16 protein-coding genes and 1 pseudogene are annotated in these 13,535 nt (G+C 71.2%); 6 read left to right on the top strand and 11 right to left on the bottom strand.

Annotated elements, in window-relative coordinates:
* Window positions 1-35 precede the first annotated feature (35 nt).
* The 3 genes from ACWDBE_RS17805 to ACWDBE_RS17795 form a co-directional block, all read right to left on the bottom strand.
* On the bottom strand, window positions 36-362 hold the full coding sequence (locus ACWDBE_RS17805) for a hypothetical protein (RefSeq protein WP_449808489.1): 327 nt from the start codon (window positions 360-362) through the stop codon (window positions 36-38).
* Between the two features lie 678 nt (window positions 363-1,040).
* Window positions 1,041-2,375, bottom strand: a complete 1,335-nt coding sequence (locus ACWDBE_RS17800; RefSeq protein ID WP_449808488.1) for an alpha/beta fold hydrolase — start codon at window positions 2,373-2,375, stop codon at window positions 1,041-1,043.
* A 47-nt stretch (window positions 2,376-2,422) separates the two neighbouring features.
* Window positions 2,423-2,782 carry a hypothetical protein gene (locus ACWDBE_RS17795; RefSeq protein WP_449790944.1) on the bottom strand — a complete coding sequence of 120 codons (360 nt, stop codon included), beginning with the start codon at window positions 2,780-2,782 and terminating at the stop codon, window positions 2,423-2,425.
* Window positions 2,783-3,063: 281 nt separating this feature from the next.
* Between ACWDBE_RS17795 and ACWDBE_RS17790 the strand changes: the two genes are divergently transcribed.
* Window positions 3,064-3,303 carry an SDR family NAD(P)-dependent oxidoreductase gene (locus ACWDBE_RS17790; protein ID WP_449808487.1) on the top strand — a complete coding sequence of 80 codons (240 nt, stop codon included), beginning with the start codon at window positions 3,064-3,066 and terminating at the stop codon, window positions 3,301-3,303.
* A gap of 168 nt (window positions 3,304-3,471) precedes the next feature.
* Window positions 3,472-3,687, top strand: coding sequence for a hypothetical protein (locus ACWDBE_RS17785; RefSeq protein WP_449808486.1), 216 nt, complete (start codon window positions 3,472-3,474; stop codon window positions 3,685-3,687).
* Here the strand turns inward: ACWDBE_RS17785 and ACWDBE_RS17780 are convergent.
* The 3 genes from ACWDBE_RS17780 to ACWDBE_RS17770 form a co-directional block, all read right to left on the bottom strand.
* Window positions 3,684-3,827 (bottom strand): hypothetical protein, encoded by a 144-nt coding sequence (locus ACWDBE_RS17780; RefSeq protein ID WP_449808485.1) that lies wholly within the window; start codon window positions 3,825-3,827, stop codon window positions 3,684-3,686. The genes ACWDBE_RS17785 and ACWDBE_RS17780 overlap by 4 nt on opposite strands.
* 51 nt (window positions 3,828-3,878) lie before the next feature.
* Window positions 3,879-4,847 carry an alpha/beta hydrolase gene (locus ACWDBE_RS17775; protein ID WP_449790941.1) on the bottom strand — a complete coding sequence of 323 codons (969 nt, stop codon included), beginning with the start codon at window positions 4,845-4,847 and terminating at the stop codon, window positions 3,879-3,881.
* A gap of 102 nt (window positions 4,848-4,949) precedes the next feature.
* Window positions 4,950-5,267 (bottom strand): putative quinol monooxygenase, encoded by a 318-nt coding sequence (locus tag ACWDBE_RS17770; protein WP_449808484.1) that lies wholly within the window; start codon window positions 5,265-5,267, stop codon window positions 4,950-4,952.
* A 143-nt stretch (window positions 5,268-5,410) separates the two neighbouring features.
* On the opposite strand from ACWDBE_RS17770, the gene ACWDBE_RS17765 reads away from it, so the two are divergent.
* Together ACWDBE_RS17765 and ACWDBE_RS17760 are read left to right on the top strand one after the other, a co-directional pair.
* Window positions 5,411-6,304: an AraC family transcriptional regulator gene (locus tag ACWDBE_RS17765; RefSeq protein ID WP_449790939.1), complete on the top strand. Its 894-nt coding sequence runs from the start codon at window positions 5,411-5,413 to the stop codon at window positions 6,302-6,304.
* 154 nt (window positions 6,305-6,458) lie between these two features.
* Window positions 6,459-7,208, top strand: a complete 750-nt coding sequence (locus tag ACWDBE_RS17760; protein WP_449790938.1) for an SDR family oxidoreductase — start codon at window positions 6,459-6,461, stop codon at window positions 7,206-7,208.
* A gap of 335 nt (window positions 7,209-7,543) precedes the next feature.
* Here ACWDBE_RS17760 and ACWDBE_RS17755 read toward each other — a convergent pair.
* Window positions 7,544-7,819: pseudogene (locus ACWDBE_RS17755) on the bottom strand (DNA polymerase ligase N-terminal domain-containing protein); the annotation flags it as partial.
* Window positions 7,820-7,947: 128 nt separating this feature from the next.
* On the opposite strand from ACWDBE_RS17755, the gene ACWDBE_RS17750 reads away from it, so the two are divergent.
* The gene (locus tag ACWDBE_RS17750; RefSeq protein WP_449808483.1) at window positions 7,948-8,586 is read left to right on the top strand and encodes an endonuclease; all 639 of its coding nucleotides are present in this window, start codon (window positions 7,948-7,950) and stop codon (window positions 8,584-8,586) included.
* Window positions 8,587-8,737: 151 nt separating this feature from the next.
* Here the strand turns inward: ACWDBE_RS17750 and ACWDBE_RS17745 are convergent, their stop codons facing one another.
* Window positions 8,738-9,385: a hypothetical protein gene (locus tag ACWDBE_RS17745; protein WP_449808482.1), complete on the bottom strand. Its 648-nt coding sequence runs from the start codon at window positions 9,383-9,385 to the stop codon at window positions 8,738-8,740.
* Between the two features lie 273 nt (window positions 9,386-9,658).
* Window positions 9,659-10,660 (bottom strand): LacI family DNA-binding transcriptional regulator, encoded by a 1,002-nt coding sequence (locus ACWDBE_RS17740; RefSeq protein WP_449808481.1) that lies wholly within the window; start codon window positions 10,658-10,660, stop codon window positions 9,659-9,661.
* Window positions 10,661-10,873: 213 nt separating this feature from the next.
* Here ACWDBE_RS17740 and ACWDBE_RS17735 point away from each other — a divergent pair, with 213 nt between their 5' ends.
* Window positions 10,874-12,610 (top strand): amidase, encoded by a 1,737-nt coding sequence (locus tag ACWDBE_RS17735; protein WP_449790934.1) that lies wholly within the window; start codon window positions 10,874-10,876, stop codon window positions 12,608-12,610.
* Window positions 12,611-12,717: 107 nt separating this feature from the next.
* Here ACWDBE_RS17735 and ACWDBE_RS17730 read toward each other — a convergent pair whose 3' ends face one another.
* The gene (locus tag ACWDBE_RS17730; protein WP_449808480.1) at window positions 12,718-12,909 is read right to left on the bottom strand and encodes a hypothetical protein; all 192 of its coding nucleotides are present in this window, start codon (window positions 12,907-12,909) and stop codon (window positions 12,718-12,720) included.
* Between the two features lie 78 nt (window positions 12,910-12,987).
* Window positions 12,988-13,404 carry an Hsp20/alpha crystallin family protein gene (locus ACWDBE_RS17725; protein WP_449790932.1) on the bottom strand — a complete coding sequence of 139 codons (417 nt, stop codon included), beginning with the start codon at window positions 13,402-13,404 and terminating at the stop codon, window positions 12,988-12,990.
* Window positions 13,405-13,535: the final 131 nt, after the last annotated feature.

Below are 13,535 nucleotides of genomic sequence, written 5' to 3'. Positions count from 1 at the left end.
AGCTACGCCCCCATTCTACGAACCCGCCGGCACTGCTACGGGGCCCGGTCGAAGCCGGTCTTGAACAAGGCGTAGCCCTGGGCGAAGGTGGCGATGAGGAAGACGCTCCAGGCGGTTGCCGTCAGCCAGAGCTTGTTCCGGATGCCGGCCAGCGTGTTCTCGTGCTGGAAACCGCTCCAACTGCGCTCGGTCCAATGGCCCAGGTACGCCTGGTGGTTGCTGGTGGGCAAGGCGCCCAGGACGGCGATGAGGGCGTCGCCCGTGTCCTGGGTGAACGCGATGCTGGGGGTTCCGACGATCGGCAGGGCGCCGTCGAGCAGCTCCGGCTGGGACCAGCGGTTCTCGCCGTATTGCTGCGTCATGACGTACGCGTGCCCGTCCACTCCGCGGTGGCGAGGGCGATCTGGTTCCAGTAGGTGCTGTAGGGCCAAGGAGTCGGCCGTCTCGCTCCGGGTCCCGGGAACAACGGCCTCCCTCCAGTTCGCGCCGTCGAAGTAGGCGGTGTACTGGCCGAGGTCGTTCGCGCTCCCCCACGAGAGGAGCATCTGGTTGTTGCGGAGCTGGATGGCGGACGGCGAGAGGGTGGGGCCGGGTGACCACGTTCCCCGCGGGCGACCACCGGTCTCCGAGCTGACTCTGCGAGGGGATCCCGCCCAGGGTGAACCGCGGCTGCGTGGAGTGGATCCGCCCGTCGGTTCCGGTGTGGAAGACGTGGAAGCCGTTGATGGTGCACACCACCCGGGGCGCTACCAGCGTCTCGGTGCCCGGGAAGACCACCGGCCTACCGTTGTTCAGCGATATCCGGACGCGGTTGTCGTCGTTCCCGCGCCAGACCTGGACCTGGGCGCCGGGGGGACTGCGGGCCGCCGAAATGGTGTCACTGGACATCAGGAGGACGGCGGCGAGGACGGCCGTCAACAGACTGCCACCTCGGAAGAGTCTGGACCCGGACTCCCCCGTTCGAACAATGGATGGGAAACACCCGGGTCGCCGTCGGCACGGCGACCCGGGCACCTCTCTTGGCGCTGTCCTCGCCGGAGCTACCGCAACACCCGGAAGGCGGCGCGGAGTTCTTGGGCCAGGAGCTGCGGCTGCTCCCAGGCGGCGAAGTGGCCGCCCCTGTCGACCTCGTTCCAGTGGATGATGTTGCCGAAGGTCCGCTCGCCCCAGCTGCGCGGTGCGGGGTAGATCTCGGAGGGGAAGACCGTCACTGCGACCGGCACCTTCGGAATGGACACCGCGTTGAACGGTCCGCCGCCGGACTGGGCGCCCTCCCAGTACAGCCGGCACGAGGACGCGCCGGTGCCGGTCAGCCAGTACATCGAGATCGCGTCGAGCATCTCGTCGTAGGTGAGGACCTTCTCGGGCTCACCATCGGAGTCCGTCCACTCCGCGAACTTGTCGTAGTAGTAGGACGCCATGCCCACCGGGGAGTCGGTGAGGGAGTAGGCGATCGTCTGGGGGGTCTGGTTCATCATCGCCGCGTAGCCGAAGCCGTCGCGGTAGAAGTGCACCAGCCGGTCATACGCCCGCTTCTCCTCGGCCGACAGGTTCACCGGGGCTGGGTCGAAGTTGCGCACCCGGCGCAGGACGTCGTCCGGCACGGTCCCCGGCATGTTGATGTGGATGCCGAGCAGGCCCTTCGGCTGCTGGACGGCGAGCACCTCGGAGAGGATCGCGCCGTGGTCGCCGCCCTGCGAGACGTACTCCGGGTACCCGAGGCGCATCATCAGCTCGTGGAAGGCACGCGCCGTGCGGGGGAAGTTCCACCCGGGCTTGGTCGGCTTGCCCGAGAAGCCGTAGCCGGGCAGGGTCGGCAGGACCAGGTGGAAGGCGTCCTCTGCGCGCCCGCCGTGCGCCGTGGGGTCGGTCAACGGGCCGATGACCTTCAGCAGTTCGACGATCGAGCCGGGCCAGCCGTGCGTCATCAGCATCGGCATGGCGCCGGCGTGCCGGGAGCGGATGTGGGCGAACTGGATGTCCAGCCCGTCGATCTCGGTGATGTACTGCGGCAGGTCGTTGAGGCGCCCCTCGAGGGTGCGCCATTCGTACCGGGTGCCCCAGTACTCCATCAGCGGCCGCATCTTCGCCAGTTGAGCGCCCTGGGTGCGGCTGTCGACGGTCTCGCGGTCGGGCCACCGGGTCTCGCGGACGCGCCGCCGCAGGTCGTTGAGGTCCGCCTGCGGGACCTTGATGCGGAAAGGGCGGATGCCGGCGCCCGGCCGCAGTGCGCCGCCGGGCTCCGTCTCCCGGCCGGTGGCCGCCCGGGCCGGGGCGGACAGGCCGACCTGTCCGGCGACGACACCGGCCGCCGCGAGACCGAGGAAGCGGCGTCGACCGGTGTCGGGCCTGCTCATGGCTTCGTGCGCTGCCATCGAGGACTCCTTGTGTCGAAACGGAAGGTGAGGTGTTCCGCCCGCCGTCAGGCCGGGACCACCCGGTAACTCAGCACCGGCCACGGCAGGTTGGACTGGGCCAGCGAGCCGGTGGCCCACGAGTGGGCGCCGGTGCAGCCCGCGCCGGCGTACAGCACCACGGACGCGGAGCCGGAGACGACCTGGACCGAGCGGGCGGGCGCCGACAGCGTGTGGCAGGTGCCGATGTCGTCGAGGTCGACCGTGGTCACCTCGCCGCTCCCGCCGGTGCCCGAGTAGAGGTGGGCGCCCGGCTGCAACGGGGGCCAGCCGGCGGCGTTCGCCGATCCGGCGCCGATGCCCAGCACGGCGGCGGCGACGGTCGCCGCGGCGGCCGAGCCGCGGAGCACGGCCTTGGGTGTGAACATGTGAACCACCTTCTCTGTCTGTGTGACGGTGTTGCCGGAGGTACTGCCGTGGGAGGGCTCAGACCCGGTCTGGGTCCCTTCGGAGCGGGCGTGCGCTCTCCATCCTTGGTTCCGCACCGTCGTTCGGCATCGGTCATTTGACGGTGCTCGCAGGTACTGGGTGAACGGGTCTCCACCGATTCACGGGCCGCAGTCAGATGACCGATGTGCGGTCGCGTCGCCGACGGGCACTGTGGTGATCGCGGCCCGAACCCACCTGTTCGCGAAAGAGGTCCATCGTCATGAGCGTCTCCGGCGTCGCCCTGGTCACCGGGGCCACGACCGGCATCGGGAGGGAGACCAGCCTGGCCCTGGCCCGCGCCGGCCACGCCGTCGTCGTCTCCGGCCGCCGCAAGGAGGCGGGCGAGGCCGTCGCCTGCGAGGTCCGCGACAACGGCGGGGAGGCCGCCTGGCCGACGAGCCCACCAGCCGCTTCCAGCAGATGCTCACCACGAACGTGCTCGGCGTCTTCTGGGGCATGAAGTACCAGATCCAGCAGATGCCGGCCCAGGACACCCCCGGCGGCTCCATCGTCAACCTGGCCTCGATGACGGAGAGCAGGTCCTGGCGACGGCTCGGCGGCCGGAGCACTGACCGCACAGCTCTCAGAGCTGGGGCCGGTCGCGCTCCTGGCCGGTCGCGAGACCGGGGTGGAGCTCGCCGACGACCTCTCCGAGCGGCTGGGGCTGGCCTCCAACGGCACCGCCCTGAGCAGCGCGCGACGCGACAAGTACGTGCAGATCGAAACGATCAAGGCGCAGGGCGTCCCAGGCATGCGGCAGCTGCGAACAGATGACGAAGCCGAACTGCTGGCCTGGCACGAGAAAGTGGGCGGGACCGTGGTCGTCAAACCCCTGCGCAGCTAGTGGGGTGACGGCGTGTCGTTCTGCGACCTGCCGCAGGACTCGGTCGCCGCGCTGCGCAGGCTGCGCAGCCGCCGTACGGTGCTCGGCGAGCCGATCACCGAGGTCGTCGCCCAGGAGTACCTGGTGGGCGCCGAGTACATCGTGAACACGGTCAGTTGCGCGGGTGTGCACCAGCTGACCGTCGACTTCCCCTATGCGGCGGGGTTCGTGGGCAGGAGTCGGGCGAGCCAGTCGGTGCGGGTTCGGCGGGCTGTGGCCGAGATGTGTGCCTGCGGGTACAGGGCGTCGAATCCGTGGAAGCCGCCTGCCCAGACGTGGAGTTCGGCCTGGCCGCCGGCCGCCCAGATGCGGGTGGCGTAGTCGGTGTCCTCGTCGCGGAAGACTTCGGCGGAGCCGGTGTCGATGTAGGTGGTCGGCAGGCCCGCGAGGTCGTCGGCCAGGGCGGGTGAGACGTATGCGGGTACCTCGTCGTCGGTGAGGTCGCCGAGGAGGCAGCGCCATCCGAATTCGTTCATCTCGCGGGTCCAGACGCCGGGCCCGTTCGAGTACTGGAGGCTGGAGGTGGTGGTGTTGCGGTGGTCGAGCATGGGGCCGATCAGGACTTGGGCGGCGATCGTCGGGGTGCCGAGGTCGCGGGCCAGCAGGGTGACGCCGGCGGCGAGGCCGCCGCCCGCGCTGGCGCCTGCGACGACGATCCGGGCGGGGTCGATGCCCAGTTCGGCGGCGTGGTCGGCGATCCAGAGCAGTCCCTGGTAGCAGTCGTCGACCGGGATGGTGCCGGTGGACTCGGGCGCGAGCCGGTAGTCGACGGAGACCACGACGGCGCCGAACGCGTCGAGCCACTCCAGCGGGATGTCGATCTGTGAGAAGCGGTCGCCCATGACCATCCCGCCGCCGTGCATCCAGTAGACGCAGGGTGCGGCGGTGGTGCGATCGCTGTTCGCGGGGCTGAAGACGGACAAGGGGATCCGGGTGCCGTCCGGACTCGCAGCGGTGACCTCGCGCCGGTCGATCGCGCGACCTTCGAGGAGGGGTTCGACGGGCATCGAGGAGAAGGGGCGTACCTGCGCCAGCACTTCCGGGCTGAGCTGGGACATCAGCGGCATGTCGGCCAGGAGTTCATGCAGTTCGGGGTCGAGGGAGGGGCGTGCTGTGGTCATGGTCGTTGCCCTTCATGGGTGGTGGCGGACGGTCGGGCGAGGACGGGGTCGCCTCGGCGGGCACCGCGGCGGCAGGGGCTGGGGTGTGGGGTGTTCGGCGGGTCAGAAGGCGGCCTTGCCGCGGACCGGCACGTGGTCGGTGTACTCGGACTCCTTGGCCAGCAGTCCGCCGATCTGCGCCACGATGCCCTGGGCGGCCCCGCCGGCGAAGATCCGGTGGTGGTCCTCCTCGCTGGTCCAGCCCTCGGTGACGTGGACGACGTCGGGGGCGGACGCGGAACGGGAGACGAGGTAGACCACGCAGGACTCGCTCGCGCCGGGGCTGCCCTCGTGCAGGCCGGTCAGCAGCAGGTCGACGAGCCGGTCGCCCATTCCGGGCCTGGCGGTCAGCGTGGCGTTGAAGCCGTACGTGACAATCATGGAGGCCTTCTTCTGCGTTGTGGAGTGCGGTGATTCCATTCAATCGCCGTGACCTGCGTAAACGTTAGAACGATGCTCGCTGGTGCTTGCACGATCCTCGCGAGTACGGGAATTGCAACACGGAACAGTGCTGCAATGGACGCATGCACCTCGAAGAGCTCCGCACCCTGCTGGCCCGGCACGCCCGGCCCGACTGGACCACCGCCATCGACGGCGTCCTCATCTCCAAGGTCGACCGGCCGGATCCGCCGGCGCCCTCGATGTCCGGCACGGTGCTCGCAGTCATCGCCCAGGGCGCCAAACGCCTCGCGCTGGGCGACCGGGTCTACGCGTACGGCGCCGGGCAGTACCTAGTCGCATCCGTCGACCTGCCCGTCACCGGACAGTTCATCCAGGCCGCCCCCGAGCAGCCGGCCCTCGGCTTCGGCCTCACGCTGGAACCGTCCGCCGTCGCCGAACTGCTGCTGCAAGCCGGTCCCGGCGACATCCCCCGCCCCGCCGGAGGCACTCCGTCGGGGATCGCCGTAAGCGACGCCCCGCCCGCGCTGCTCGACGCGGTGGTCCGGCTGCTGCGCCTGCTCGACGAGCCCAGCGACCGCGCCGTACTGGCCCCGCTGGTCAAACGCGAGATCCTCTGGCGCCTGATCACCGGCGAGCAGGGCGCGACGGTGCGCCAGCTCGGCCTCGCCGACAGCGGCCTCAGCCATGTCGCCCGGGCCGTGCGCTGGATCCGCGAGCACTACGCCGAGCCCTTCCGGGTCGAGGACGTGGCACGGCTGTCCGGGATGAGCGTCTCCGCGTTCTACCGCAACTTCCAGGCGGTGACCGCGATGAGCCCCATCCAGTTCCAGAAACAGATCCGGCTCCAGGAGGCCCGGCTGCTGCTCGCCACCCACCCGGGCGACGTCACCGGAGTCGGCCGCCGCGTCGGCTACGACAACCCGTCGCAGTTCAGCCGCGAGTACCGCCGCCAGTTCGGCGCACCCCCGAGCCAGGACGCGGCCCGCCTGCGAGGCACTGCAGGCGTCCTTCCTTGAGCGGCCGGACCATGAGGGAGGATCGTGCAAGACGAAGCGACGATAGTTCTACTGTTCCAGCAGGTCAGAGCGATTCAATGGGATCACCCGTGCTTCCGCGGGCAGGAAAGTGCCTGTCCATCCGCGGATCCCACCACATCGCAAGGATCACCGCATGAAGACAGTTCTGATCACTGGTGCCTCATCCGGATACGGACGGGAGACCGCCCTGTACTTCCACTCGCAGGGGTGGAACGTCATCGCCACGATGCGGACGCCGCGTGCGGGCGTCCTGCCCGAGTCGGACCGGCTCCGCGTCGTCGAGCTCGACGTGACCAAGCCCCGGAGCATCACCGCCGCGTTCGAGGCGGCCGGGCCCATCGACGTCCTGGTCAACAACGCGGGCGTCCCGTCGATCAGCGTGTTCGAGGGCACCCCCATGGCCCGAGTGCGGGAAGTCTTCGAAACCAACACGTTCGGCGTGATGGCGACGACGCAGGCGGTGCTGCCCCAGTTCCGCGAGCGCGGCTCCGGCGTGGTGGTCAACGTGACCTCCAGCGTGGTGCTGGGCCACATGCCGCTCTCGGCCGTCTACAAGGCAAGCAAGATGGCCATCGAGGGGTTCACCGCATCCCTCGCGCTCGAGCTCGCGCCCTTCGGTGTACAGGCGAAGACGGTCCAGCCGGGCGCCTGCCTGACGACGAACTTCGCGGCCAACGCGACGAAGGGCGCCTCGCTGGACGAGCTGGTCCCGGCGCCCTACGCACCATGGGCGAAGAAGGCCATGGGCGACTTCACGGGCCAGGACCTGTTCACCAAGGAGAGCGACGTCGCCGAGACAGTGTGGCGAGCCGTGCACGACACGACCGGCCAGCTGCGATTCCCCGCCGGCCCCGACGCGGTCTCACTCTCCCAGGCGAAGTGATCAGCCAGCAGGCAAGGTCACGCCGCGCTGATCGCCAGGAGCCGGCCCCGCGCCCACGCACCGGGTCGGCTCGCCGTCGGGCGCTCACCCCGATGAACGGGAACCTGACCAACGACGAGAAGCCGGACCGGTTCGCCCTGAGCCACGGTCACCGCCGGGACGCCGTCTACGCCCTGGGGCACAGCGGTACAGCGTCTGCCCGTAGCTACACGAGTGCCGACCGACAAGGAGCGGTCAGTGGTGCTGGTCGGTGCCGGGATCGCGCAACGGCCGCAGCCCGCCCGGAAGCTCCGGCAGCTGGAAGGAGTACATGGCGTGCCTCGCTCGCGGATGAAGGGGTGCTCCTCGGTGGGCACGGCCAAGCGCTTGTCGTGCGGGTCACCGGACGGCCCCTTGGAAACCGACCAGGACTTGAGCACACCGTCCACCTCCAGGCGGAAGTCGACGGGCATTGGTGCCGGCGATGGGGGCACCCGGCCGGGGGCTGGGGGGATCTGCACCACGAAGCCGGGCTCCCGGCCGGCACCGGTGCCGCCCTCGCCGCTGGGCTCGCGGGTCCTTCGGAAGTCCCGCTTCCGGCGGTCCTCCGCCAGCGTCTCCGTTCCGGGCATCACCGCTCCTCCTCCGATCCGTCGCCGCGCCTACCTTGCCGACATCGCCCGACACGTTCGGCTTGGGGGCGCGGATTCGGGGCAGCCGCAGCACTGCGGGGCTTCACGGAAGGCGAGGTACCAGGGCGATGACAGTCGACACGATCACCTCCCGGCTGCTGTCCGAACACGGCCGGACGTACGCCGAGGAGGCCGGCATCACGCTGCGCGACAAGCCCGCGCCATTGTACCAACTGCTGGTGCTCACGGTGCTCTGCTCGATCCGCATCAAGGCCGACACGGCCACCGCCGCCGCCCGGGAGCTGTTCCGGGCGGGCCTGCGGACACCCCGGGCGATGGCCGACTCCGACTGGCAGGACCGCGTGGACGCGCTGGGCCGCGCCCACTACGTGCGGTACGACGAGAGCACCGCCACCGCTCTCGGCGAAGGGGCTCAGCTGGTGCTCGACCGCTGGCACGGCGACCTGCGCCGGATGCGGGAGGAGGCCGACGGCGACCCGGACGCCCTGCGCGACCTGCTGCGGGAGGTTCCGAGGATCGGCCCGGTCGGCGCGGACATCTTCTGCCGGGAGGCCCAGACGGTCTGGCCGCAGCTGCGCCCGTTCTTCGACGACCGGGCGTGCGGCACGGCGAAGGACCTCGGTCTGCCGCACACGCCCCGCGGTCTCGGCGACCTGGTGCCGCCGGAGGACCTCGCGAGACTGGCCGCCGCTCTGGTGAGGGTCAGCCTCTCGAAGGACGCGGCGAAGGACCTCCAGGCCGCGTGACGCCGCCGTCCCCCGGAGGAAACGCTGACCGCCTTCCGTGACGCGCGGACCACCACACCGCCGAGGGTCCCGTACTCCCCGAGACCGTGATCGATATGTGACGGTCGGGCCTCGGTGCCGAAGCCGGTGCCGAAGTGGTACCGGCGAAGAGTCAGTGGAACACGATGGCATGGCCGCCGGCGATGCTCGCCAGGCATGCCCGGTGGAGCTGGTGCCAGGCGAAACGCTCAGTCTCGAACGGTTCGTCCGTCGTGGGATCCGCGGTCACCCCGGCCTCCCCCGTCACGAAGGGAACGCCCTTGTCGTCAAGGTGGATGCCGATCGACGACGCCATGCCCGAAAGTTCAGCCAGCAGGCGCTGACTGGAGCCGACGATTCCGGCGCCCTCGACTTCCGCCTCGTCGGGAAGGAAGAGCGGGTCCTCGAAGTCGACCGGCACGTAGTAGCCGGCACTGTCGGAATGGCAGAGCAGATGAGAATCGAACCTCGTCATCTCGTCCCGAACCTTCTCGCAGTCGAGCTCGTACTGGCGCTCACTGACCTCCAGAGCCGACGTGACGGGTTCACCGAGGTCCGTGAGCACCAGAATGCGGCGCAGCTGGGTCAGGTACCCGTAGGGGAAGCCGCCGGAGAAGGTGCGGGTTCGAGGCGGATCGGTCATCTCCGGCTCCTGCCAGCTGATCTCCTCCGCCTTGAGCGCCCGGCCGAGGCGGGCGAAGGCCGAGCGGTGGTATTCGAGCCCCTCGGCGTCATTGCGAGCCTGGTCGTAGAGGAGTCCCACGGATATCGAAAGTCCCATGGGCCTCACTGTAGGAGCGGCCTCTGACAGCGGCGGCCCCGCCCCCGCGGTGACACCGAGCGGCTGCGCCAGGACCCGCTGCCACCACTCCCGCGCACAGCAGACATGACACGGCGTCGAGCGCCGGGCAGACCGTGGCAGCGCGCGTACGCGCCGCGCCCTTCCGGTGGGGCGGGGCCCTGCGGGACCCGGATTCGGTGCCCTGGCGCTGCTCCGGTCCGTGCTCACCCCATGCCCCCGCACCCATGGCTCGACGGGGCGCGTGAACCGGTGTCAGGCCCGGCCGGCCGTGGACGCCCGGACGTTCAGCGTCCAGTCCTGGCGACGGACGGTGCCGGGCTCGGCCGTCCCGGCCAACAGGTCAGCGAGAAGGGCCGCACAGGCCCGACCGTAGTCCGCGGGCCGCAGGTCGACCGCCGTCACCTGCGGGCTGGATCCGCGTGCGGCGGCGCCGTCGACACACGCCGCCACCAGCAGATCGGTTCCTGGGCGCAGGCCGGCCCGCGCCGCGGCCGCGAGCACCCCGACCACCGCGCCGTCGGGGGCGCTGACCACCGCGTCCAGGCCCGGGATGCCGGCGACCAGGTCCGCGGTGACGGCCTCGACTTCGGCCGGCGTCGCCGCGAACGGCACCGTCCGCACGATCACCTCGGCGCCCTCCCGGCGGCTCCAGGTGCGCGCGGCGCGCCGCAGCGCCGCCGCCCAGTCCGAAGCCGGGCCGGGCACCAGCAGCGCCGGGCGGCGGGCGCCGCGCTCGGCGAGGTGGTCCAGCAGGGCGAGCAGCGAGGCCGCGTTGTCGCACACCACCGCGCCGCTCGGCGCGGCTCCCCCGCCGAGGTGGCGCTCGCCGGTGACGACCGGCACCCCCGCGTTCAGCAGGTCCGGCACGGTCTGGTCGTCGACCTCGGGGTCGATCACCAGCAGGCCGTCGACCCGGGAGGCGAGCCTGCCGCCGGATGCCGTGCCGGGGGCCAGCAGGACGAGGTCCAGACCGTCCTCCCTGGCCCGCTCGACCGCGCCGAACGCCAGGTTCATGTAGTAGTCCAGGCGGGTCGCGGTGCGCGGCAGGTGCAGCCCGATCGCGCCCGTGCTGGAACGACGCAGGCTGCGCGCCGCGGTGTTCGGCCGGTAGCCGAGCTCCCGGGCCACCTCCCGGATCCGCTCCCGCGTGGTTCCGGAGACACGGCCGGAGCCGCCCAGCGCGTTGGAGGCGGTGCTCTTGGACACCCCGGCCGCCCGGGCCACGTCGATCAGGGTCACGGAGCGGCTGGTCACAGCCCGGAAGTCTAGACCCAGCCCCGCACCGATCCCCATCCCGGCTCCCGCGCCTTGCTGGAACGTTCCAGCAGTACGTAAGGTGCAAGCGCTGGAACGTTCCAGCACCAGCTGCCGATCTCTGCACCCGGCCGTACGACCGGACGCATCCCGACCGCGAACCGCCCGACCGGCGGTTCGTCACCCCGACCCGACCATCCAGGAGACACCCGCATGACGCGCGGATTCGATGTTGTGGAGACCGGTATCGCCGAGCTGCGCACGGCGCTGGAGAAGGGCGAGACCACCGCGGTCGGCCTGCTCGACGCCTACCTCGCGCGGATCGAGGCGTACGACCGGCCGGGCACCGCCACCGCGCTCAACGCGATGGTCGTGATGAACCCGGACGCCCGTGCCGAGGCCGAGGCCTCCGACGCCCGCCGCGCGCGCGGCGAGACCCTCGGCCCGCTGGACGGCATCCCGTACACCGCCAAGGACAGCTACCTCGCCAAGGGCCTGACCGCCGCGGCCGGCTCGCCGGCCTTCGAGCACCTCGTCGCCCAGCGCGACGCCTTCGCCATCGAGCGGCTGCGCGCCGGCGGGGCCGTCCTCATCGGCCTGACCAACATGCCGCCGATGGCCAACGGCGGCATGCAGCGCGGCGTGTACGGCCGCGCGGAGAGCCCGTACAGCGCCGACTGGCTCACCAGCGCCTACGGCTCCGGCTCCTCCAACGGCTCCGGCACCGCGACGGCCGCGTCCTTCGGCGCCTTCGGCCTCGGCGAGGAGACCTGGTCCTCGGGCCGGGCGCCCGCCTCCAACAACGCGCTGTGCGCCTACACCCCCAGCCGCGGCGTCATCTCGGTGCGCGGCAACTGGCCGCTCGTACCGACCATGGACGTCGTCGTCCCGCACACCCGCACCATGGCCGACCTGCTCGAACTGCTCGACGTCGTGGTCGGCGACGACCCGGAGACCCGCGGCGACCTCTGGCGCTCCCAGCCGTGGGTGCCGATCCCCGCCGCGTCGCAGGTGCGCCCCGCCTCGTACCCGGCGCTCGCACCCGCCGACCCGGCGGCGGCGCGCGCCACGCTGGCCGGCAAGCGCGTCGGTGTCCCCCGGATGTACATCAACGCAGATCCCGACGCCGGCACCAACCCCGAGGGCGGCATCGGCGGGCCGACCGGCCTGCGGATCGACACCCGCCCCTCGGTGATCGACCTGTGGGACGCCGCCCGCCACGACCTGGAGGCGGCCGGCGCCGAGGTCGTCGAGGTCGACTTCCCGGTCGTGACCAACTACGAGTCCGACCGCCCCGGCGCGCCCTCGCTGTTCACCCGCGGCCTGGTCGGCCGTGACTACCTCGCCGTGGAGATCGAGGACCTCTCCGCCTGGGCCTGGGACGACTTCCTGCGCGCCAACGGCGACCCTGCGCTCGCCACCCTGGCCGAGGTCGACGGCGACCGCATCTTCCCCAAGCACGAGGGTGAACTCCCCGACCGCTACGACAACTTCGACGACTCGATCGGCGACTACCCGCGCTTCGTGCGGGAGCGCCCGTACGCGTCCTTCACCGACATGCCGCACCTGGAGCAGGGGCTGCGCGGGCTGGAGGAGACCCGCCGGGTCGACCTGGAGCTGTGGATGGACGGACTGGGCCTGGACGCGGTGGTGTTCCCCGCCGTCGCCGACGTGGCGCCCGCCGACATGGACGTCTCCGAGGCGTCCGCCGACCTCGGCTGGCGCAACGGCGTCTGGGTCGCCAACGGCAACCTGGTCCCCCGCCATCTCGGCATCCCGACGGTCACCGTCCCCATGGGCACCATGGCGGACACCGGCATGCCGGTCGGCCTGACCTTCGCGGGCCGCGCCTATGACGACAACGCCCTGCTGGCCCTCGGCGCCGCCTTCGAGGCGACCGGCAGCCGCCGGACGGAACCGCCGCGCACCCCGCGCCTGTCGGCGCGCTGAGGACACCTCGGGGCCCGGGTCGGCAGAACCGCTGCCGGCCCGGGCCCCGGTCGCGCGCTCGGCCGCGGCTCCGCAGCTCCCTCAGCCCCCGCCCCCGGGTCCCGCGGTCAGGAGGAGTCGCGGGCGACCAGCTCGCCGGTCATCAGGTCCCGGCTGACCGGCGGCGCGTCCGGCTCGGCGACCACCCGGTCGACCAGCTCGGCCGACTCCTCGCCGGACGGCAGCCGCATCCGGACCGAGCTCGGCCGGGGCCGGAGCAGCCGGGCCGGCAGCAGGTCGTCCGCGCCGAGCAGGGCCACTCCCCGGGGACGTCCCGCTCCCGGCTCGTGGAGTCCCCGCGGCGTCCGCCTGCAGAGACTCCAGCACCGGACGGTCGGTCAGGACCGCAGTTCCTTCTTGCCGCCCTTGATTTCGATCTTGTGAGGCTTGGCCTGCTCGGCTACCGGGATGTGCAGCTTCAGCACACCCGCCTCATAGGCGGCCTCGATGTGTTCGGTGTCGAGTGCCTCCCCGAGGGAGAGCTGGCGGGTGAACGTGCCGACCGGTCGCTCGGAGATCAGGACCTGGGCGTCGTCCCCGTACGCCGGCTTGCGCTCGGCGGTCACGGTCAGTGCCCCGTTGTCGACCTGCACGTCGACGGAGTCGGGATCGACACCGGGCAGGTCGAAGGTGACCCACACCTCGCCGTCCTCCCGCCAGGCGTCCATCGGCACCGCCGGCAGGCGCCGCCCGGCGTCGAAGAGCTCCTGGGTGACACGGTCCAGTGCACGGAAGGGATCACTCTGCAGCAGCATCGTGCTTCGCCTCCTCGGATCTCGACTGCTGCTGTCGGGTGGTATTGCCCGACATTTCTGATATACCTCGGCGCAGGAGACTTGACAAGACCAGGCTCAGGTCAACCTGCCGCCCTTCCGCGCCGGTTCGG

This window comes from Kitasatospora sp. NPDC001132 (genome assembly GCF_053598415.1).
Note: the sequence above shows the minus strand (reverse complement) of the source record. Positions and strands in the feature narration are given on the sequence as shown.

Excerpts from the sequence above, each read along its gene's own strand:
- ACWDBE_RS17805 (WP_449808489.1), bottom strand. The coding sequence starts at position 362 with ATGACGCAGCAATACGGCGAGAACCGCTGGTCCCAGCCGGAGCTGCTC.
- ACWDBE_RS17800 (WP_449808488.1), bottom strand. The coding sequence starts at position 2,375 with ATGGCAGCGCACGAAGCCATGAGCAGGCCCGACACCGGTCGACGCCGC.
- ACWDBE_RS17795 (WP_449790944.1), bottom strand. The coding sequence starts at position 2,782 with ATGTTCACACCCAAGGCCGTGCTCCGCGGCTCGGCCGCCGCGGCGACC.
- ACWDBE_RS17790 (WP_449808487.1), top strand. The coding sequence starts at position 3,064 with ATGAGCGTCTCCGGCGTCGCCCTGGTCACCGGGGCCACGACCGGCATC.
- ACWDBE_RS17780 (WP_449808485.1), bottom strand. The coding sequence starts at position 3,827 with ATGTACTCGGCGCCCACCAGGTACTCCTGGGCGACGACCTCGGTGATC.
- ACWDBE_RS17775 (WP_449790941.1), bottom strand. The coding sequence starts at position 4,847 with ATGACCACAGCACGCCCCTCCCTCGACCCCGAACTGCATGAACTCCTG.
- ACWDBE_RS17770 (WP_449808484.1), bottom strand. The coding sequence starts at position 5,267 with ATGATTGTCACGTACGGCTTCAACGCCACGCTGACCGCCAGGCCCGGA.
- ACWDBE_RS17765 (WP_449790939.1), top strand. The coding sequence starts at position 5,411 with ATGCACCTCGAAGAGCTCCGCACCCTGCTGGCCCGGCACGCCCGGCCC.
- ACWDBE_RS17760 (WP_449790938.1), top strand. The coding sequence starts at position 6,459 with ATGAAGACAGTTCTGATCACTGGTGCCTCATCCGGATACGGACGGGAG.
- ACWDBE_RS17750 (WP_449808483.1), top strand. The coding sequence starts at position 7,948 with ATGACAGTCGACACGATCACCTCCCGGCTGCTGTCCGAACACGGCCGG.
- ACWDBE_RS17745 (WP_449808482.1), bottom strand. The coding sequence starts at position 9,385 with ATGGGACTTTCGATATCCGTGGGACTCCTCTACGACCAGGCTCGCAAT.
- ACWDBE_RS17735 (WP_449790934.1), top strand. The coding sequence starts at position 10,874 with ATGACGCGCGGATTCGATGTTGTGGAGACCGGTATCGCCGAGCTGCGC.
- ACWDBE_RS17725 (WP_449790932.1), bottom strand. The coding sequence starts at position 13,404 with ATGCTGCTGCAGAGTGATCCCTTCCGTGCACTGGACCGTGTCACCCAG.